The 20,435-nt window shown below is 62.7% G+C and carries 16 protein-coding genes; 5 read left to right on the forward strand and 11 right to left on the reverse strand.

All coding sequences use genetic code 11. The features are described from left to right. Positions 1-102 precede the first annotated feature (102 nt). Complete coding sequence (locus tag ACO08A_RS18375) at positions 103-1,596, reverse strand: hypothetical protein (RefSeq protein WP_422037409.1); 1,494 nt, start codon at positions 1,594-1,596, stop codon at positions 103-105. A gap of 530 nt (positions 1,597-2,126) precedes the next feature. Here ACO08A_RS18375 and ACO08A_RS18380 point away from each other — a divergent pair. Continuing rightward, a complete protein-coding gene (locus ACO08A_RS18380) occupies positions 2,127-2,414 on the forward strand; it encodes a GIY-YIG nuclease family protein (protein ID WP_422037410.1) in 288 nt (95 codons plus the stop codon). A gap of 204 nt (positions 2,415-2,618) precedes the next feature. Here ACO08A_RS18380 and ACO08A_RS18385 read toward each other — a convergent pair whose 3' ends face one another. Both ACO08A_RS18385 and ACO08A_RS18390 read right to left on the reverse strand, forming a co-directional pair. After that, positions 2,619-3,611 (reverse strand): agmatine deiminase family protein, encoded by a 993-nt coding sequence (locus ACO08A_RS18385; RefSeq protein ID WP_422037411.1) that lies wholly within the window; start codon positions 3,609-3,611, stop codon positions 2,619-2,621. A gap of 30 nt (positions 3,612-3,641) precedes the next feature. Continuing rightward, on the reverse strand, positions 3,642-4,814 hold the full coding sequence (locus ACO08A_RS18390; RefSeq protein WP_422037412.1) for a DUF1176 domain-containing protein: 1,173 nt from the start codon (positions 4,812-4,814) through the stop codon (positions 3,642-3,644). 178 nt (positions 4,815-4,992) lie between these two features. On the opposite strand from ACO08A_RS18390, the gene ACO08A_RS18395 reads away from it, so the two are divergent. Continuing rightward, on the forward strand, positions 4,993-6,303 hold the full coding sequence (locus tag ACO08A_RS18395; protein WP_422037413.1) for an adenylate/guanylate cyclase domain-containing protein: 1,311 nt from the start codon (positions 4,993-4,995) through the stop codon (positions 6,301-6,303). Between the two features lie 308 nt (positions 6,304-6,611). Here ACO08A_RS18395 and ACO08A_RS18400 read toward each other — a convergent pair whose 3' ends face one another. The 6 genes from ACO08A_RS18400 to ACO08A_RS18425 all read right to left on the reverse strand — a co-directional run bounded on the left by ACO08A_RS18400 (position 6,612) and on the right by ACO08A_RS18425 (position 16,481). After that, the gene (locus tag ACO08A_RS18400) at positions 6,612-6,899 is read right to left on the reverse strand and encodes a GIY-YIG nuclease family protein (RefSeq protein WP_422037415.1); all 288 of its coding nucleotides are present in this window, start codon (positions 6,897-6,899) and stop codon (positions 6,612-6,614) included. Positions 6,900-7,305: 406 nt separating this feature from the next. Continuing rightward, positions 7,306-7,593: a GIY-YIG nuclease family protein gene (locus ACO08A_RS18405; protein ID WP_422037416.1), complete on the reverse strand. Its 288-nt coding sequence runs from the start codon at positions 7,591-7,593 to the stop codon at positions 7,306-7,308. 290 nt (positions 7,594-7,883) lie between these two features. Beyond that, positions 7,884-11,006: an excinuclease ABC subunit UvrB gene (gene uvrB / locus ACO08A_RS18410; RefSeq protein ID WP_422037417.1), complete on the reverse strand. Its 3,123-nt coding sequence runs from the start codon at positions 11,004-11,006 to the stop codon at positions 7,884-7,886. Between the two features lie 174 nt (positions 11,007-11,180). Next, positions 11,181-13,163 (reverse strand): TIGR02594 family protein, encoded by a 1,983-nt coding sequence (locus tag ACO08A_RS18415; protein WP_422037418.1) that lies wholly within the window; start codon positions 13,161-13,163, stop codon positions 11,181-11,183. Positions 13,164-13,208: 45 nt separating this feature from the next. Then, positions 13,209-14,549 (reverse strand): hypothetical protein, encoded by a 1,341-nt coding sequence (locus tag ACO08A_RS18420; protein ID WP_422037419.1) that lies wholly within the window; start codon positions 14,547-14,549, stop codon positions 13,209-13,211. 399 nt (positions 14,550-14,948) lie between these two features. Continuing rightward, the gene (locus tag ACO08A_RS18425) at positions 14,949-16,481 is read right to left on the reverse strand and encodes a diguanylate cyclase domain-containing protein (RefSeq protein WP_422037420.1); all 1,533 of its coding nucleotides are present in this window, start codon (positions 16,479-16,481) and stop codon (positions 14,949-14,951) included. A gap of 230 nt (positions 16,482-16,711) precedes the next feature. Between ACO08A_RS18425 and ACO08A_RS18430 the strand changes: the two genes are divergently transcribed. After that, positions 16,712-17,563 carry a hypothetical protein gene (locus ACO08A_RS18430; protein WP_422037421.1) on the forward strand — a complete coding sequence of 284 codons (852 nt, stop codon included), beginning with the start codon at positions 16,712-16,714 and terminating at the stop codon, positions 17,561-17,563. Positions 17,564-17,574: 11 nt separating this feature from the next. On the opposite strand, the gene betC is transcribed toward ACO08A_RS18430, so the two are convergent. Next, a complete protein-coding gene (betC, locus tag ACO08A_RS18435) occupies positions 17,575-19,092 on the reverse strand; it encodes a choline-sulfatase (RefSeq protein WP_422037422.1) in 1,518 nt (505 codons plus the stop codon). 167 nt (positions 19,093-19,259) lie between these two features. Between betC and ACO08A_RS18440 the strand changes: the two genes are divergently transcribed. Then, a complete protein-coding gene (locus ACO08A_RS18440) occupies positions 19,260-19,748 on the forward strand; it encodes a MerR family transcriptional regulator (RefSeq protein ID WP_422037423.1) in 489 nt (162 codons plus the stop codon). After that, the gene (locus tag ACO08A_RS18445) at positions 19,690-20,073 is read left to right on the forward strand and encodes a carboxymuconolactone decarboxylase family protein (protein WP_422037424.1); all 384 of its coding nucleotides are present in this window, start codon (positions 19,690-19,692) and stop codon (positions 20,071-20,073) included. The genes ACO08A_RS18440 and ACO08A_RS18445 overlap by 59 nt, the downstream gene beginning before the upstream one ends. Positions 20,074-20,122: 49 nt before the next feature. Here ACO08A_RS18445 and ACO08A_RS18450 read toward each other — a convergent pair whose 3' ends face one another. Next, complete coding sequence (locus ACO08A_RS18450) at positions 20,123-20,416, reverse strand: SelT/SelW/SelH family protein (RefSeq protein WP_422037425.1); 294 nt, start codon at positions 20,414-20,416, stop codon at positions 20,123-20,125. Positions 20,417-20,435 lie beyond the last annotated feature (19 nt).

A 20,435-nucleotide genomic window follows, 5' to 3' on the forward strand; every position in this document is an offset into this window, starting at 1 on the left:
CATGAGCACAGCCGATGGTTTCCTCTTCGTGATCTTGCAGGATAATCAACCGCTTGAAAAGCGGGCAGGTCGTGCCGTCCGGCCGGCCTGCCCCCGGATCAATCAATCGCGCAGTTTGACGATCTTGTCGTCGCCGCCGCCCGGTGCGTCGTCGTCCGGACCGTCCGTTTCCGCCACCACGGTTTCGTCGACGTCGATCTCGACCGTCTCCGTTTCCGGCTCAAGCGGCTCGGTGATGCCCAGATCGGCGGCGGGATCGTAGCTCTCCGTCAGGCCGAGTTCCTCGGCCGGACCCTTTCCTTCCATGGCCATCTGGTAGTTCGCGATCACGGATTTCAGCTGGACGATCTGCTCGTTGGCCGTGTCCACCTGGATCTTGTAGCGCTGCAGACGCTTGTTCTCGTCCACCAGGTCTTCCAGATTGTCGGCGAATTTCTGGTTCTGGCTGCGCTGGTGGTTCAGGTCGGTGAGCGCCGAATTGTAACGCAGATTGACTTCGCGCAGCTTGGCCGACGTCGCCATCAGCTCGTTGCGGTCCTTCTCGTGGTTCTTCTGCGCACTGTCGAGGAGATGCTCAACCTCCTGCATGCGCTTGAGGATATCGCGGCCGCGCTCTTTCAGGGCAGAGTTCTCACGGGCCATTTCCTGGAGCGACTGCGCACCGACCCTGCGCTGGGACGAGAGATTCTCGATTTCCGCGTTCAGCGCATAGACTTCATTGTCATGCTTGCGCTGCTCCTCCTCCAGGCGCGTCTTCGCATAGATCAGCTCCTGGTTGGCGACGTCCAGGTGTGACTTCAGGTCGATGTTGTCGTTCCTGAATTCGATCAGTTCGCGCTTGGCGGATTCCAGCTCGCTGGTTGCCTGGTTGTTCTTGCGGATCTCGTCTTCCAGGAGCTTCGCACTCTCGGCAAGGTTCTGCTGGAGTTCCTTTTCCCGATGCTTGACGGCTTCCAGGTCCTCCTTGAGGCTATCTGCATGACGCTCCAGCGTCTCGTGCTTGGCGAGCAGGTCGTTGTACTTGCCGCTGATGTCGGCAATCTGGGTGTTCGCCTCCACCAGCTTTGCGCTCTGCAGGCGGTACTCCTCGTTGACCTTCTTGTTGTTGTCGCGGATCGACACGATGTCGTTGCGTGCGGTCTCGAGCGCCGTGCGCGTTTCGGTGGCGCGCTTGCGCAGGGAATGCACCTCCGCCTGGGCGTCCTCGAGCTGGGTCGTCAGCGACCGCACCTTGTGTTCGGCGTCCAGAAGATCGGTGGAGATCTTGGCATTTTCGGATTTCAGGCGGACTTCGGTCTCCACGCTGTGGCGCGAGGCCTCGATGTATTCCGACATCATGCGGATGCTGGTCTGGCTTTCGGAAGCGAAGGCCGCCATCTGGTCGAACATCTGGTTGAGCCCGCCGACACGCGACTTCAGGCCGTCCAGATGGTTCATCTTTTCCTGCATCTTGAGCGCGAAGGGAGACAGCTTTTCCACGTTGCCGGTCTGATCCGGCGTTTCCGATGTCTCTGGTGTGACTGTTGCCTCGTTCTGGCTCTCGGCCCGCTGCTCCTGCCCGCTGCCCGGGCGCGGGGACTTCGAGAAAATGCCCATTCCTGTCTCCTGAATTTCCCGCCGGCGCCGCTCCGGTGGAATTTACGCACTCTTTACTCTTTCTTAACTCATGTGTCGTGGGCGTTTCAACGACTCAGACGGTTTGGCAAACAGAATATATCGGCAGGCGGAATCCCAAAAAGCGAAATGTCCCCGGCAACCCGCGAGGTTTAAACCTATGGTTAAAAATTCACCACTGCCCGGTTGTGTTTTCAGAGGAAAGGCACTGGAAGAACTGCTGATGCGGATGGCGAAAAGAGACTGCTTGGTGGGATTTGTGTGTCCTGGTTTTGTCTGTGCGCTATCGCGAAATTTTGTTTGAGGCTTCGCTTTCGCTCAGGCTGATGTCTGGATTCCAGATCAGCGTGCAGCGCTGCTGCACTTGTCTGGAATGACGGTGTTTTCATCCCTTACCCGTCATTCCGGACAAGCACAGCCTCGCTGTGCGCAGATCCGGAATCCAGAGGTATTTCTGCCGCAGGCAGTCAGCAGCACTTGAACAAATCATCTTTACACGTAAAAGTAGTAAAATGCCTGCGCACGTCTACATGCTCGCCTCGAGCCGGAACGGCACGCTCTATCTGGGGGTGACGTCAAATCTCAGTCGCAGATTGTTCGAGCACCAGAACGGCCTGCTTGATGGCTTTTCGAAGCGCTACAAAGTCACGCGCCTTGTCTATGCCGAAGAGCATGAACGGGTGGATGATGCGATCGCGCGGGAAAAGCAGCTCAAGGGCTGGCGACGTGCGTGGAAGATCGCGTTGATCGAAGAAAACAATCCGGAGTGGAGCGATCTGAGCGAAGGCGGGCTTTTCTGAGGCTTGTTCTTTGGTTCGGACTTCGCTTTCGCTCAGGCTGATGTCTGGATTCCGGATCTGGCCATGCAGCTACGCTGCAGACCGTCCGGAATGACGAGCTGGGGGTAACCTGGCAACTTCAACCACCGTCATTCCGGACAAGTGCAGCAGCGCTGCGCGCCGATCCGGAATCCAGACATATTCCTGCCTTAGGCAGTCCTTTTCTCAAAGTTCCGGCTGATCGTTGGTGACGCAGTGAATGCCGCCGCCGCCGTCGGCGATTGACCAGGCGTCGACGAGATGAACCTCGCGGCCGGGAAAGTAGCGCTGGAGTTCCTGTCTCAAGGTGGCGTCAAGGTCTTCGTCACGTTCGCTCATGGCGACGATGTAGCCGTCGCCGACCAGCCAGTTCACGTCGCCGGGATACCATTCGACGTTGAAGCCGAGGGTCTGGAGATCTTCGGCAAGCCGCGTTTCGGTGTCTTCACCCGTGTCGGCAATTGCAACCGTGGTCGGGTTGATGAAGCGTGCGGAGCCGTCGATATGGCCCGTGGTGATGTCGTCCGTGTGATGGCCGTAGGACCAGATGATCTCCGTCAGGCCAAGGGCCTCTTTGAGGATCCGCTCGTGGTCTTCCTTGCCGAGGCCCGGATTGCGCTGGTCCTGACAGTCCCAGTTGAGAAGGGCGATGCCCGCGCCGTTGACCTCGAGATTGCCTTTTTCCAGGACGTAGTCCGTGAGGTCGGCCACCTCCAAGTCGAGCAACGCACCGAGGCGGAGCGGAACCCGGTCGTCCTTGCGATAGGTGGCGCCCGTGGTGCCGTCCCAGCCGGTGAAGGCCCAGTTCTGGATGGTGAGCGTTTCGCCGTCGGTCACATAGATCGGCCCGTTGTCGCGCATCCAGGCATTGTCGATCGGGACGATGTGCCAGGTCACGTTCGCGACGCTGACGCCGCGGTTCATGAGGAAACCTGCGGCGGCCTGCTGTTCCTTTTCCGAGTTGGCGAGCAGGTGCACGCTTTCGTGCTTCTGCACCGCCTGGATGATGTTGGCAAAGGCGGGGCGCATCTGCTTTTCGTACCGGCCGGGCCACTGCATCCAGATGGCCGCCTGCGGTTCCCACTCCGCCGGCACCCGCGGGGACGCCGCCTCAGCCACGGACACAACCAGCAGGCCTGTCAGTGCTGCTCCGAATAGAGGCAATTTGCGTATCGGCATTCGTTTCCCGTTTCCTTGCCAGCTGTCCGGTCAATTGCCCATCTCGTCGATGGTCCAGCTCAGTGGCCAGCCCTCCGCCGGACCGGTCACCCCGTCGCAATTCGACTTCTCCAGGTATTCGAAAAGCTCGTAGTCGCCGCTTTCGGCCATCATTTCGTGCCGTTCGAAGGCCCCGCAATCATAGTTGGGCGAATAGTAGGTCGTGCCGGTGACCTGGCCCGTGTCCGGGTCGAAAAAGAGATTGTTGACCAGCGCATGATTAGGCTGGTTGAAGCCCGGCGGGGTCTCGAATTCCTTCCACTCGTCGAGGGACGGATTGAAGGGAATGTGGATCGCCATGAAATAGGGCACGTTGGCATCGGCCATGGTGCAGGGCACGACCCAGGTCTCCACGTCGCCCTCGGCATAGAATTGCGCGCCATAGGCGGGCAGGGTTTCGTCCAGCCGGCAATCCAGCGTTCGGTAACCCATCATCTGGACCGACTCGGGCAGTTCATCGACCGTGTAGACAAGGCCGCGCGCTCCCGACGACAGGTCCTGCGATGGCATGACTGGCGGCGGCAGGTCGTTCGCGGGCTGCGGCGGTGCGGCAGCAGCCTGCGTTTCCTTGGGTGCGGCGCTGGGCTCTGTTTTGGCAGACGCGACGGCAACGGAGCCATCCGCCGGCAGGCCGCCCCAGGCAACGGCCGCATCGAGGCGGCCGATCCGGCCCTGTTCCCGGTCCATTGCCAGCAGCGCATGGGTGAGGCCGGAGAGCTTGACCCAATAAGTGAGCGTTCCGGCTGATCCGCCATAGTCGATCTGGATCTGGGCGTCTTCGCCCAGGCGCAGCTTTTCAATGAGATCACGGTGGGCATCGCCGCCGAAGGTCATCTCGTTGCCGGTGTAGATCTTCGAGGCCGTGCCGAAATAGCCGTAATTGTCTTCGTCCAGGCTTTCGATCTCGATGCGCGCGCGCATGCCGACATCCAGCTTCGTCGTCGGACGCAGGGTCACAAAAACGTCGCTGCCGGGTTTGGCGCCACGCTCCACTTTCAGCCGGAAGGCCTCGTCGTTTGAGCTTTCGCCCTCCGTCTCCGCAATGCAGTAATTCTTGTCGTTGCAGCGCACCGACCAGTCGCCGAATGTTGTGCGGGCCAGTTCCGCCGTCGCCGGGCCGGTGAAGGCCAGTAAGGCAAAGGCGCTGATAAAAAGTCTCGTCACGAAATCCCCCGGGCCGAAGCGCGTTGTTTCAGGCGCTTCCACGGGTATCATGGAATGGTGTCGGAATTCCTTATGCCCGGCGGGAGATGCGATGAAGCCGAAAGCAAGGGACGACGGATGCGCGTGACCGTCCTATATGTGTCTTTCGGACCGTTTGCCGCCAAAGGACCTCCTGCCGTTGACCTCTTCTGCAACCGCACAGCCGACCAACGCGCCCGAACCCGGCGAAGATCGCCTGCAACAGGCGGAACGGCGGGGGCTGCGGCTGGCGATCATCTGCCGGACAATTGCCGTCGGCGCGGCTTTCCTTTGGGTCGGCGGAACCTGGGCCTTGACAGGCTTTTATCCCAATCCGTGGATCTTTGTCGGGCTCGGCGCGTTCACCGCGATCGGCATCGGGCACGCGAGCCTTATCGGCACGCGCTTCGACCGCTGGTGGATGAAATACGCGATCTATTTTGTCGACGCGATCGGGATCTGCATGACCTTCGCGTTCTTCCCGATCAGCCGGAGCGGCGACGTGCCCCAGATCCTCGCCTTCCGCGCCTACGGCATCTACTACCTGTTTCCGCTGGTTGCCATGGCGACGCTGTCGCTGTCGCCGCGCCTTGTCCTGTGGACGGGCGCGGCCGTTGTCGCCGGCTGGTGGGCGGCCTTCCTGATCGTCGTGTCCGGCATGGAGCGCACGCTCTCCTGGGGTGATCTCACGCCGGGGGCCGGCTTCGACGCCTATGTCGGGGTGTTCCTGTCGCCCGATTTCATCGGCAACGGCAATCGGGTGGAGGAGACCGGGTTCCTGTTCATCGCGACGGGCATCCTGGCGCTTGCCGTTGTCCGGGCAAGGCGGGTGTTCCGGGCGCAGGTGAGGGCGCAGGCGGAGCGGGAACAGGTTGCGGCAACGCTCGGGCGTTACGTGCCCGAAGCCGTTGCCCGCCGCCTGATCGACGATCCGAACGCGCTCACCCCGCAGGAGCGGCACGCAGCGATCCTGGTGATGGATATCGCCGGTTTCACCGCCTACACCGCCAGCCGCGCACCGGGCGAGGTGATCGACCACCTCAACGGGTTTCTCGCCGGCTGCGCCGAGGTGATATCCCGCCTTGACGGCGTCGTCATCCAGTTCACCGGCGACGGCCTGATGGCCTCCTTCGGCACGCCGATCGACAGTGACGCACCGGAAAGTGCAGCGATCACCGCGAGCCAAGGACTTCTCGGCGAAGCGCAGGCCTCCGGCTTTGCCATCCGCATCGGCCTTGCCGCCGGCACGGTCGCCTCGGGCAGCATCGGCTCCTCCAGCCGCCAGGCCTTCACCGTCTACGGCGACACCGTCAACCGCGCCGCTCGCCTGGAGGCCCACGGCAAGGTGCTCGGCAGGGCGGTGCTGATGGACGCGGCGGTGGCCGGACACGCCGGTGCCGGGCTGGAACGCTTCGACGGGCAGGAACTGAAGGGGCTTGCCGGCAAAGTGGACGTGTTCGCGCAGGGGTGAGGGCTGCTCCACTCTCCACGCCGCGCCGGCCCTGAGCCGGGGCCCGTTCGCCCTGCCACACACTCCGTGCCGCGCCGGCCTTGAGCCGGGGCCTGTTTGCACTGATTGCGGGAGGTCCCGGATCGAGTCCGGGACGGCGTTTGTTGTTGGGTGGCGCTCCCCGACAACCGTCATTCCGGATCAGCACGCAGCTTGGCTGCGCTCGTCCGGAATGACGGTGGTGTAGCTGCAGAACCGCCTCTCAACTCACCTCAGTGGTCATCCCCGACTTGATCGGGGATCCACCAAAGCCAACCGCGACCAGAAGACTACCGGTTCAGATCTTCATAAAGATCGCGCCAATCCGGATTGTGCTTCTCGATTGTCTGTACCTTCCAGGCGCGAGGCCAGCGCTTCAGACGTTTTTCGCGGGCGATGGCTGCGTCGGGCGTGTCGCAGGTCTCGTAGTAAACCAGCCGGGTCACTCCATATCGCCGGGTGAACGCGCTGCCGGCCTTCTCCCTGTGTTCGTAAACCCGCCGCGCCAGGTCATTGGTGACGCCGGTGTAAAGCGTTCCGTGCCGGCGGCTGGCGAGAATGTAGACGTAATACGCCATGACCAGTTGTTGCGTGGATTGGATCCCCGATCAAGTCGGGGATGACCGTGTTTTGGTGGTCACCACCTTGCCAATCGACAGTGCGGCGTTGTGTTCGGAGCTCGCTCTGCTCGCGCTGACATCCGGGTTCCGGATCAGCACGCAGCTTGGCTGCGCTTGTCCGGAATGACGGGAGGCAGGGGCAGGAGCTGACCGGGATCGCGGGCAAGGTGGACGCCTTTGCGCCCGGGTGACGGCTGCCACACGTTCCGTGCCGCCCCGGCCTTGAGCCGGGGCCTGTTTGCGTTGACTTTGGGAGGTCCCGGATCAGGTCCGGGACGGCGTCTGTCGTTGGGGCGCGAGTTCAACCTCAGCCGTCATCCCCGACTTGATCGGGGATCCACCAAAGCCAACCGCGACCAGAAGACTACCGGTTCAGCTCTTCGTAAAGATCGCGCCAATCCGGATTGTGTTTCTCAATCGCCTGTACCTTCCAGGCGCGAGGCCAGCGCTTCAGACGTTTCTCGCGGGCGATGGCTGCGTCGGGCGTGTCGCAGGTCTCGTAGTAAACCAGCCGGGTCACTCCATATCGCCGGGTGAACGCGCTTCCGGCCTTCTCCCTGTGTTCGTAAACCCGCCGCGCCAGGTCATTGGTGACGCCGGTGTAAAGTGTTCCGTGCCGGCGGCTGGCGAGAATGTAGACGTAAAACGCCATAGCCAGTTGTTGCGTGGATTGGATCCCCGATCAAGTCGGGGATGACCGTGTTTTGGTGGTCACCACCTTGCAATTCGACAGTGATATTGTGTTTGGAGCTCGCTTTGCTCGCGATGATATCTGGGTTCCGGATCAGTACGCAGCTCCGCTGCGCTTGTCCGGAAAGACGGGAGCGTGCTTGTGAGCAGCTTGTCCGGAAAGACAGTGAAGCAAGGTATTCCCTCGACTTACCACTGAAGTCATCCCCGACTTGATCGGGGATCCACTCGTTTCCAGAGCGCTTGAGACAATCACCGCCCCGGCCACCCGCTCTTCTTCGGTCTGCCGCGCCGTTTCTTTTCCTCCGCCGGGTCTTCGTAGGACCCGACCCCGATCTTGCCGCGGCGGACCGGTTTGACCGGGTCGTCGGAGCCGAGGGGGACTTCGGTGCGGCCGACGGTCATTTCGTCGAGGGTGTTCTTGCGGACCTTGGCGCTGGGGGCGGGGAGGGCGGCTTTCTGTTTGGCGGCGCGGGCGCGGTCCCTCGCGGTTTCCTTCTTCTTGCCGCTGGCGCCTTCCTTGGTACCGCCGGCGCCGAACTTGCGGTCGCCGCGGAAGCCGCCGGTGCGGTCGTCGACGTCGGACTGGCGGGCCATGGCGTCGTCGGCCACCGCCAGCTCGGTTTCCTGCAAGCGCTTGATCTCGTCGCGCAGGCGCGCGGCCGTCTCGAAGTCGAGATCGGCGGCCGCATCGCGCATCTGCTTTTCCAGGTCCTCGATATGGGCGGCGAGGTTGTGGCCGACCAGCGAGCCTTCCTCGGCAAAACCCGCGTCCACCGTGACGTGGTCCTGCTCGTAGACGCTGTCGAGAATGTCGGCGATGTTACGCTTGACGCTTTCCGGCGTGATGCCGTGCTCTTCGTTGTAACCGAGCTGTTTCTCGCGGCGGCGGGTGGTCTCCGCGATCGCCCGTTCCATCGAGCCGGTCATGTTGTCGGCGTAAAGGATCACCTTGCCGTCGACATTGCGGGCCGCGCGGCCAATGGTCTGGATCAGCGAGGTTTCGGACCTGAGGAAGCCTTCCTTGTCCGCGTCCAGAATGGCGACCAGCGCACATTCGGGAATGTCGAGACCTTCGCGCAGGAGGTTGATGCCGACCAGCACGTCGAAGGCACCGAGGCGCAGGTCGCGGATGATCTCGATCCGCTCCAGCGTGTCGATGTCGGAGTGCATGTAGCGCACGCGCACGCCGTTCTCATGGAGATATTCTGTCAGGTCCTCGGCCATGCGCTTGGTCAGCGTGGTGACCAGCGTGCGGTAACCCTTCTGGGCGACCTCGCGCACCTCGCCGAGGAGATCGTCCACCTGGGTGGAGGCCGGGCGGATGTCGATCACCGGATCGACGAGGCCCGTCGGGCGGATCACCTGTTCGGCGAAGACGCCGCCGGACTGCTCCATCTCCCAGGAGCCAGGCGTCGCCGAGACGGCGACCGATTGCGGCCGCATGGCATTCCATTCCTCGAAGCGCAGCGGCCGGTTGTCCATGCAGGACGGCAGGCGGAAGCCGTATTCGGCCAGCGTCGCCTTGCGGCGGAAGTCGCCCCGGTACATGGCGCCGATCTGCGGAATGGTGACGTGGCTTTCGTCGGCGAAGACGATGGCGTTGTCGGGCAGGTATTCGAACAGCGTGGGGGGCGGTTCGCCGGGCTTGCGGCCCGTCAGGTAGCGCGAATAGTTCTCGATGCCCGCGCAGGAGCCGGTCGCCTCCAGCATTTCCAGGTCGAACATGGTGCGCTGTTCCAGGCGCTGGGCTTCCAGCAGGCGGCCATGGGTGTTCAGCTCCTCCAGCCGGTGCTTGAGCTCCTCCTTGATCGACTTGATCGCCTGGTTCAGCGTCGGCTTGGGCGTGACATAGTGCGAGTTGGCGTAGATCTTGACGCTTTTCAGCTCGCCCGACTTCTTGCCCGTGAGCGGATCGAACTCGGTGATCGACTCGATCTCGTCGCCGAACAGGGAAATGCGCCACGCGCGGTCCTCGTAGTGGGCCGGGAACAGCTCGATCGTGTCGCCGCGCACGCGGAAGGCGCCGCGCTGGAAGGCGGCATCGTTGCGCTTGTACTGCAGGGCGACCAGATCGGCGATGAGCTGGCGCTGGTCGATGCGCTCGCCAACCTCGATGGCGAAGGTCATGGCCGTGTAGGTCTCGACCGAACCGATACCGTAGATGCAGGACACCGAGGCGACGATGATGACGTCGTCGCGCTCCAGCAGGGCGCGGGTGGCCGAGTGGCGCATCCGGTCGATCTGCTCGTTGATCGAGCTTTCCTTCTCGATATAGGTGTCCGTGCGCGGAACATAAGCTTCCGGCTGGTAGTAGTCGTAGTAGGAGACGAAATACTCGACCGCGTTGTCCGGAAAGAAGGTCTTGAACTCGCCGTAGAGCTGAGCGGCGAGGGTCTTGTTGGGCGCGAGGACGAGCGCAGGGCGCTGGGTGCGGGAAATCACCTGCGCCATGGTGTAGGTCTTGCCCGAGCCGGTGACACCGAGCAGCACCTGGGTCTGCTCGCCGGTCTCCATGCCCTCGACCAGTTCGGCAATTGCAGTCGGCTGGTCGCCCCGAGGTTCATATTCCGATTTGAGGACGATCTCGACGCCGCCCTCGGACTTGGCCGGACGGTCCGGCCGGTGCGGCACCCACAATTCACCGTTCTTGTGCAACGGGTTGCCGGATTCGATCAGGGCCGACAGGGCCTCCACCGTCGCGGTTGCGCCCTGGTTGCCGCCGAGATCGCCGTAGCGGCCATCCGCCGCCGACTTCTTCTTGTTGTCCTTCTTGTGCTGCTTGAGCTTTGCCTCGAGCTGCTCGGCCTCCTCCAGCGATATGTCGAGACCGGCGACCGGGTTCAGGCCACCGGCGGCCCGTTCCCGGGCACTGTCGGCTTTTCCTATGGAGGTGCCGCGCGCGGATTTGGTCGGCTTTGGCTTTTTTTCGCTCACGGCCCGTCGTGCTTTCGCACTGGCCTCCGCGGGGGCGGCCTGACCGGCCGGCGCGCGTTCACGCTTGCCTTCGCTCTGCTCCGGATACTTCCCCCTGGCCTTCGCGCCCTTGGGCGACAGCTTCGCCTTGCGGCCCTCCTGAACGTCCTTGGCGACCGCGCCGTCGCCGCCTGCGCGTTCCCGCTCGCGCGACGAGGTGCGTGCGGTGCGGCTTATCGTGCCCGGCGCGCCGGGGGCCAGGTCCTGCGGCGCTGCCGGGTCCCTGATCTTGGATTTCGCTGTCGGTGCGGGCTTGTCGGCCTCTTCGGCAATCTCGGCGGCCCAGTCGCTGATGGAGCCGGAGAGCGGTGCACCGGACAGGGGTTTCTGCGGAGCTTCGCCGAAGCCTTCGGGCGCGGCGGTGTCTTCGGAACGGGATTTGGAGGAACGCTTCTGCATGGCTGCAATATGGTCCGGTTCCGCGCGCGTGGAAAGGGGTCGGTGGTCACTTCAGGCGGGTTTTCCGGACTTCCTGTCAGTCTCCTGACACAAGGGTGTCAGGAGCGGGGAAGCGGCGGCACAGGCCAGGACACACTTGAAGGCCCACTGCGCCGGTTTTCCAAACGAAACCTGTCAGATCCGGGGAGGTGTGGAGCCGCCGCCGAAGGCATTGGACAGGAGTGCAAAATACTGGCTGCCCTTGACGCCGTTGGCATCGGAACCGTCGACGCCTTTCAGCATCTTGCGCGCGCCGCCCGCGCCGAGCAGGTGGGATGCGGCCAGAATGCCGGCAAGGGAGGCCTTGTCTGCATTGTCGATCAGGGATTCCATGACTTTTTTGGTTTCGCGGTTGTTCAGCAGACTGCGGTAGTTCCTGCGGGTGTAGGCGACCATTTCCAGGTCCTGGCAGTTGTTCTTGTTTTCCAGCCAGTCGAGACGCGTGGCCACGTCCTTCTTGCCGAGCCACCAGCGGTCCTCGGCGAGCAGGCGCGTGGTCGCGCCGCTCCTGACGTAGTCGCCATCGATCAGCGCCAGCGCGCCGAACTGCCAGCGCCCGGCAAACCCGATCGAGTTGACGGCCGCGTAATTGTTGGTGGATTCGCGCAGACCCAGAACGTCGGTGTACTTGCTCCAGTCGGCCTTGGTGAAGGGCCCGAGCGTGCCGTCGCCGAAATTCGGGTCCTCGGTGCCGGGGCCGCTGCTCTGGGACGGCTCCGCATCGAAGCCCAGCAGCATCCGGATCGCCACAACCTGCCGCTTGTCGAACTTAGACACCTTGACGCTGTCGCTCTGGTTGCCGCCAAGCAGGGAAACCTTGTCGCCATCGGCTTCGACGAAGAAGCCGACATGGCCGGACGAGTCGGTCGTGCCGCTTCTCGGCCTGAGCACGACGACGGAGCCGACCGGGATGGCCGCCTTTTCCCAGGCGCCCACCGGGACTTCGACATCACCCCAGGTCTTCCAGCTGGCGGCCCGCGCCGCCGTCGCCTTGGCCACGGATTTCGCCGCGATGTCAGATCCCGAATTGGCGAGGCACCAGGCGACAAACGCGCCGCACCAGGGGTCTTCGCGGTTGGTCGAATAGTCCGTCGCCTTGAAGTATTTCAGCACGTCCGGGTTCGGCGGGGTGCCGGTCTCCTTGACACCCTTCACCATTTCCTCGCGTGCCTTGACGTACCAGGGCAGCTTGTCGACCGTCATGTAGATGAGGTCTTCCGGTGTCAGTTCGCGGACAAGCGTGAAGGAGCGTTTCAGGGCCGCATCGAAAACGGCGAAGATCTTGTCGTCGACTTGCTCGAGCGAGTGATCGTCTGCCTCCGTGCCGAAGAATTTCCGGTAGCGCTTCAAAATGGACGGTGCCTCGGCCGGGTTCGCGGCCGTCAGCATCGGGATGAACTTGGTATCCGGTGCGCTGTCCAGCTTGTCGATATAAGCGACCGCCAGATCCTTGCCGCAGGCCATGCACAGGAAAAGCTCGATCGTCGTCGGCATCCACGGTCCGCTCGCGGCCGTGGTGTCGTCTGTCGAAAAGTGCTCGCTGAGCGCTTTCGTCGCCTTGAAGGTCCGGTAGCCGAAGCCGTAGCACTGGAACACCGGCACATCGATGTCCCGCTCGATATAGCCCGCTTCATTCCAGGGACTGTCGACAAAGCTCTTCCACTCGGCCGCGGTCAGCGCAAAGGGGCCGTGGCGCTCGACGCCGTCCACGGTCTCGACCGTGTTCTGCGGGACGGAGTCGGTTTTCGTGCCCGTGTGCGCGAGCGCGTAGGCGATCAGGAAGTCGCGGTTGATGCCGTAACCGTCCGTCTCGGCCGCCTTGTTGATCACCCGCGCGGCGAGCGTGCAGTTCTTGACGAAGGACCAGGGATCCAGCGGTTCGGGTTCCGGCGGATCAATCGGTTCCACGTCCGTCGCGCGGACCCAGCCTTCCTCGTCGCCGCCCGTGAACTCGGCTTCCACCTTGAACCAGGTCTTGGTGTCGTCTTCCTCTATGGCTTTCAATGGCACATCCGGCACGAGATCGACACGTTGCAGCTTGTCATCGATGGTCAGAGGATCCGATGGCACGTGCGGATAGAGGAAGACACCTCCACCTGTTTTGGCCCTGTGATACATGGCAGTTCCCCAGGCGCTGTGCGTATCGAAAAAACGCCTGTCGGGTCAGTCCGATACCAGAGAATAAAAAACCGGCGTGACTTCGTCCTTGGAGACGCCGTTAATTGAAAAGTCCACGCTTTCGAACGCGTCCGAGTCCTTGAGGGCTACGATCAATTCCCTGATTTCGTTCACCCTGGTCTTGCTCGTGTCGGCCGACCCTGACTTTTCCAGCACACTCTGCACGAATTTCGCCTCTGCAGCCGCATCGTCGGCGAACCGGAACCGCTCGTAGTAATTCTTGTAGTTGGCCGTATTGCACGCGTTGTTTCTCGCAGCGTCAAGAATAGCCGGTCCTCTCCTGCCATTCAATTCGGCGCTGATGTCGCCGCCCCGGAAGGAGTTCTGCGACCAGAGCAGAATCCCGGCGCGGGTCTTGTCGCCGAAGTTGCTGGCAGGTGACGAAATGCACAGAAACTGCTGAATTGCGGTCAGGTCCTCTGCCTGCAACTGTTGCTCCCAGGGCGTCGCAGCCCCGCTGATCCGCCGCTCCTCCGGCAGATCAGGGTCGACCGTGACCGGTGCACGGGCGGTGAACGTCCGCTCCACGCCACCGCCGGCGGCGCCGATGGTCAGGCCGCTCTGCGGCGACCAGTTGATGGAATTCTCCGGTGTCGGTGCAATCCCGCTCGAGCCAAGCGTCGAGTAGTTGTTGATGTTGGCCTCGATCGCGAAGGGCAGGCACAGGCGCAGGTAGGATCTGAGCACGAATTCGGCCTGCGGCCGGTTGGTGACCTGGATCCGGTTGGTCCGGAAGTCCGCCCTGAACTTCCGGCGGGTGTTCAGCACGATAGAGTTGACCGTGGAGGATTCCACTTCCAGCAGCAGGCGGCTGTGGTAGTTCTCGACACTCTTGGAAATGAGGTCGAAGGCGAGGCCGGCAACCGTCAGGGCGGTCGCGGAAGCGTCGGCGACGCCCATGATGCCCGTCGTGGCCGCGCGGATTGATCCGATCTGGCTCTGGATCGGTCCCCTGGAGCGCTTCTGATTGTCCAGCCACTGCAGATAGGCATCGCAGCGGCGGTCAATGTCGTTCATGCCCTGCGCGACGACGATCAGCCACTTGGGATCGTTGATCGGGTGAAGATGGCATGTGCTCGACGCGTAGGACGACACGCTGGCCGCCAGGCCCGCCTGCTGGCAGAGATAGGCAAAATACCGGTTCTGCAGGTTGCTGGTCGTGGCGATGTCGGCTTCTGATGTCGCCAGGTTGGAACCGATGCCTTCCGTGAGATAGTTCGTGCCCGCAGGTCCGCAGCTCGCAACGAGCAGCGCTGCGAAGATGCCGATAATCGGGCGCAAAAAATCCCGGTGCCCGCGCGAACGCGAACTCCTGCGGGTCAGCATACGACCACTCCGTAAATACGCTGGAATACCATCGCGCCCGGTTGCGGACGCGTCACTGGGCCAACTATCCCGACAGCGTCTTCATGTTGTCAATTGTTTGTTAACCAATTGCGGAGCGGGTTTGTCCGCCCCGTGTGCGCGAGCGGCCAGGTGAAGCCGCCGGGCTGGTGTCGCAAGGGTATAAATTCCTGAAGTAACGGTGTTTTCCAGCAATGTTTCGGGAAAGCGGACTGGTGCGGATTGCCGAAGCGTCAATCAGATTATGTGTGGACACTTCCACGCAACAACGGCGTTCAGCGGGCCGGCAACCTGTCACTCTTACCGATCCGGCATGATTCCGCCGAATCGTCCAAACCGCGCGGCGTCCTGTTTGATTGGCCGGGCCGCGCCACCGGATTTTTACCCGGCTGCACGGCGCGTACCGCCGGTTCCATCGGTTTGAACCACCGGGTTCTGGCGGTAGAGATCCTCGATGCACACCGACATGTTGCGCCCGTTTTCCTTGGCGAAGTAGAGCGCCTGGTCGGCGAGCGCCAGGAGGTGGGAGGCGGTGTCGGCATGTTTGGGAGCCGATGCCCAGCCGATGCTGACACCGATCTGTGCCAGACCGCCGGATACGGGAATGGGCTGGGCGATGGCTTCGATCAGGGTGTCGGAGAGCCAGCGCATGCGGTTGTCGTCGACCGGGCCGCGCAAGAGGGCCATGAATTCGTCGCCGCCGGTTCTTGCAATCAGCGCATGGCCGGACAGGACCTTGCGCAGCCGGTGGGCAACCTGGCGGATGACCATGTCACCGGCTTCGTGACCGTACGTGTCGTTGACCGCCTTGAACCGGTCGAGATCGATGGCCATGACCGCGCAGGGGGTCTCGTGACAGGTCTCGATCGCGCGGTCGAAGACGGCGTGGAAACGCGGCCGGTTGGCAAGGCCGGTCATCAGGTCATGGGTCGCCATGCGCCGGTTGAGGGTTTCGCTGTCCTCCAGTGCCTTTGACTTCTGCGCCAGCTTGCGCGCGAACACGATGCCGACGGCAACGAACATCAGGACCAGAAGCGCCGCGATCGGGCCGATTGTGTTCCGGATCTTGCTGCCGGGCGCCGCACTCGTCCACTCGAAATAGCCGATCGGCCGGTGGCCGTGCACGGCAACCGGCACGCTGGCGGCGTGATGGTCGCTGCCGGCGACATAGGTGAAATCCTGCAGCAGCAGCGTTTCGCCGATTTCGGCAAGAAACGCCTCCTCGATCAGGGCGACCGACACGATCACACCCGGAGGGCCGTCGGGCAGGGACAGGCTCGCCGTTTCCGGGACGATGGCCATGGCGCTGACAAGGGCCGGTTTTCCGTCCACATCGCGCACATCGGTGGCGTAGATCGGCGCAAGTTCGCCCTTTTCGACGTATTTCACCTTGTAGCCGTCGGCCGAGGGGCGGCGGACGGTCTGGTAGCCGATGCGGGCCTTGGCGATGAGATCGCGGGTGGCGTCGAGAACCTCCCGGCCGGCGATGGGCGGGACGATCTCGTCCTCCGCCGCGACCAGGATGGCCTTGTTGCGGCCATCTACGATCAGGGTCCAGTCATGGTGGAAGTCGAGCCACATCTGGCGTGCGATTTCGTGGGCAAACGCATCGTCGATGCGGTCGTCGATCTGCACTTCGCGTGCCGTCTTGTCGTTGACGGCGATGAAGGTCTGGTGCCGGGCTTCCAGCTCGAGACTGTGTTCCAGTGCCTCGGTCACCAGGGCGCGCTCATGGCGCAGGGCCAGCTGGTCGGCCCGGTGGGTGGTGCTGATGAAGAGATAGACCATGGCAAAGACACCGCCAGCCAGAAGCAGGGCAATCGACGCATAGGCGAAATGGCGCAGCCGGACGGTCTGTGCTGCCTCTGCCGCTGCCGCCGGCGCGGTGCCGTTTGACGTCTTGTCCCGTTTCATAAAGCGCATGCCCCCACAATGCCGAAACCTTGTCTTCAGTGGCAAAGCGTTGCACGGGGCGGGTGAAAATCAGGTTTTCAAGCGGGCGACCGGGCGGGGTTTTGACGGTTTGGGTTAACGGACGGTGAGCAGGACCGGACAGATTTTAGGCAATCGGGCCGGTCTTTGCATCGCATGCCCGCGTCGCGTAGGCTTGGTGGTGATTTGGCCTGATCCGGGAGACTTCGCGCATGCAACTTGATCGCAGAGATTTTGTGAGCCTTGCCGCAGCGGGCGGGTTGGGACTGCTCCTGCCGGGCGCATCTTCCGCACGCGCCGCGGCACCGGGATCCGCGCAGTTTCTCGAGCATTTTGCCGGGGAGGGCGCGTTGGCGCTCGATCCCCTCCCACTGGTCACGGACAGCCGTTTCAACGGCGGTCTCAGATATGACGACACGCGGGCATCCTATCCGGACGGGGTGTCGGTCTGCGTCCAGCCGGCCTGCCGCGTCGAGGATGCCGTGAAGGCCGGCAAACCGGGTGTTCTCGCGCTGTTCCACATTGCGGTTCTCAATCTTCCGGCGAGCGCCGGGCCGCGCGAAGCGATCGGTCAACTCATGCGGTTTGCGGTCGAAACCGTGAACCTCGATCCGGAGAAATTCGTCTTCGTCTCGACCGAGATGTTCGCGCCGCACTTTGCAAGCGATCCCCTGTTGCAGAAGGGACGGTTCGTGAAACGGGACCTTGAAGAAGCCCGGGCCGCGGGTGACGGGTCGGGGTTTTTCTCGCCGGACGGACATCCGGACACGGATGGCTTCAACTCCGTGAGTATCCACTATCCGATGGGGGACGGGGCGGAGGAAGCGCTCGCCTATCCCCTCTCCGGTTTCCTGGAAATCGGCGAGGTCAGCCTCGCGGAGGCCGGGTCGGGACCGGCAGGCACCGTCGGCGGCGGGTTCGGCCTGGAGCGCCTTGCGCTTGCCACGGGCAGCCCGGCCCCCGACTATACGGAGAGCCGGGTGAGGCTGATTGACCTTGTGCAACAGGAAGCGGCAGCCACCGGCACGGCGCTTCCGGAGGGGCTCAAGGCGTTTGCTGACTAGGTGCGAAGTGGCTATTCCCCTCTCGGAAATCTCTGTCCTTCCTCGACCTCGTTGAGGTCCATGTGGTTGCGCATGTAGCGTTCTGACGCCTTTTGCAGGGGCTGGTGGTCCCAGGGGAAATAGGCGCCGTTGCGCAGGGCCTCGTAGACGATCCAGCGCCGGGCCTGGGACTGGCGCACGTCCGCGTCGTAGGCGGCCATGTCCCAGCGGGCGCGGACGGCATCGGCAAAACGGGCGCTTGCGTCCACATGGGCGGGATCGCCGGCAAGGTTCGTGAGCTCATAGGGATCGTCTGCCAGGTTGAAGAGCTGGGGCGGGTCGAGCTCGCAGTGAATGTATTTCCAGTCGCCTTCCCGGATGCCGACCAGCGGCGCGTAGGAGGCTTCTGCCGCATACTCCATGAGGACAGGCGAGGTTCGGTCCGTGCCACCTGCCAGCGGCACGAGGCTTTCGCCGTCCGTCCAGGGCATGATCTCGCTCATGTCGATGCCGGCGAGATCGCACAGGGTCGGCAGCACATCCAGCGTGCTCACCGGCGCGGTGATGCGGGCGGGGGCCAGATCCGCGTCGGCGACCATCAGGGGCACACGCGAGGAGCCTTCGAAGAAGGTCATCTTGAACCAGAGCCCGCGCTCGCCGAGCATGTCGCCGTGGTCGGACACGAACAGGATGGTCGTGTCGTCGGCCAGATGCATGGCTTCCAGGGCATGCAGGATCTCGCCGATCTTGTCGTCGAGATAGGAGATGTTGGCGAAATAGGCGCGTCTCGACCTGCGGATGTCGTCTTCGCCGATATCGAAACTGCGCCAGTCGTTGGCATCGAAGATGCGCTGCGAATGCGGATCGTGCTCTTCGTATGCCTTCGCGGGGACCTGTGGCGTCAGGTACGCGCAGTCTTCATAAAGGTCCCAGTATTTCTTGCGGGCGACATAGGGATCGTGCGGATGGGTGAAGCTCACGGTCAGGCAGAAGGGGCGATCGTATTTGCCGCGGCCGTAGTCGTAGATCTTGCGGATGGCCTGGAAGGCGACGTCGTCGTCATATTCCATCTGGTTGGAGATCTCGGCGACACCCGCACCGGTCACCGATCCCATGTTGTGATACCACCAGTCGATGCGTTCACCCGGTTTGCGGTAATCCGGCGTCCAGCCGAAATCGGCGGGATAGATGTCCGTGGTCAGGCGCTCCTCGAAGCCGTGCATCTGATCCGGGCCGACGAAATGCATCTTGCCCGAAAGGCACGTCGTGTAACCGGCCCGGCGCAGGTGATGGGCGTAAGTCGGAATATCGGATGCGAACTCGGCCGCGTTGTCGTAAACACCGGTCCGGCGCGGCAATTGACCGGACATGAAACTCGCCCGGCCCGGGGCACAGAGCGGCGATGCCGTATAGGTGTTCTGAAACCGCACCGAGCGCTCGGCAAGTTTCTTCAGGTTGGGGGCGTGCAGGAATTCGGCCGGGCCGTCGGGAAACAGGGTGCCGTTCAGCTGATCTACCATCAGGATCAGAATGTTCTTGCGAGACGTCATGGCATTTCCCCGTGGCCGGATCTGTAACTGGCGGAAGCGTAGCTTTTTCTTGATTGGGCGATCAATCAAAAACGCGGATGCTTGTTGCAGAATTCCGACATCCGGGTCTTGACCTGGAGCGCACTCCAACCTGTAAGTGGGTGAGATCGTTCTGTTCGGAGACTGTCATGCGGATTGGTGATCTTGCTGAAAAGTCGGGACTTTCCACCGACACCCTGCGTTACTACGAGAAGATCGGCCTTTTGCCGAAACCGTTGCGCGATGCGGGCGGGCGGCGTATCTATGACGAGACGATCCTCAGATGGATCGACTTTCTCGCCAGGCTCAAATCCACCGGAATGGGGATCAGCAAGCGGCAGCAATATGCCGCGCTGCGCGCCAAGGGGGCAGCGTCCCTGACTGCGCGCAGGGCCATGCTTGAAGAACACCGGCAGAAAGTGTCGGACGACATTGCCGCGCTCACCGACATGCTGACTGTGCTGGACGAAAAAATCGATCTCTACCAGAGGATGGAAGCAGGCGAGCCTGTCGATCCCGCCTTTGAAAGCTGTGCCCGGACCGAACACGGGTCACCGCCAGGTTTGAAAGGCCGCACCGATGACAAACGCACTGGACAAGGGTCGTGCAGTGACCCGGCGACTGAACCCCGAACTTGAATCCGTCCTTGACGACAGATACGGCGCCCTTGTTCCGGACTTTGCCGAAAGCCTGATCGAGTGGGCCTATGGCCGTCACTATGCGCGGCCGGGGCTGGATCTGAAGACGCGGCAACTGTGCACGATCGCCGCGCTGACGGCCCTCGGGGGGCAGACCGGTCCGCAGCTGAAGGTCAATATCGAACACACGCTGGCCGCCGGGGCCGGGCGCGGGGAAATCGTCGAAGCGATCTGGCAGATGGCCGTCTATGGCGGCCTGCCGGCGGCGATCAACGGGCTCAATGCGGCAAAAGCGGTTTTCGAGGCCCAGGACACGTCCCGTTAGCGCCGGCAGAGCAGACGATTTCGCGCGAGCCGGCTGGTGAACGCCCGGATCAGGGGGGGTCCCGGTCGACATGTCCCAGGTCCCTGTCCGGCCAAAGGCGGTCGCGAAGACGCTGCTTCAAGACCTTTGCCTCCGGGAACCCGCCGTCCGGGACCCTGTCCCAGATCATGTGTCCGTCGCAGGTAATCTGAAAGATGCCGCCAGTGCCCGGAACCAGCGTGACGGCCCCGGTCTCTTCGGAAAACGTCGTGAGGATTTCCTGCGCCATCCACGCGCTGCGCAGCAGCCAATTGCATTGGCGGCAATAGGTGATGATGATATGGGGCGAGGGGACGTCCGTCATGGCGTCTGTCTTTCCACGT

The organism is Roseibium sp. (assembly GCF_965232425.1).
Lineage (GTDB): Bacteria > Pseudomonadota > Alphaproteobacteria > Rhizobiales > Stappiaceae > Roseibium.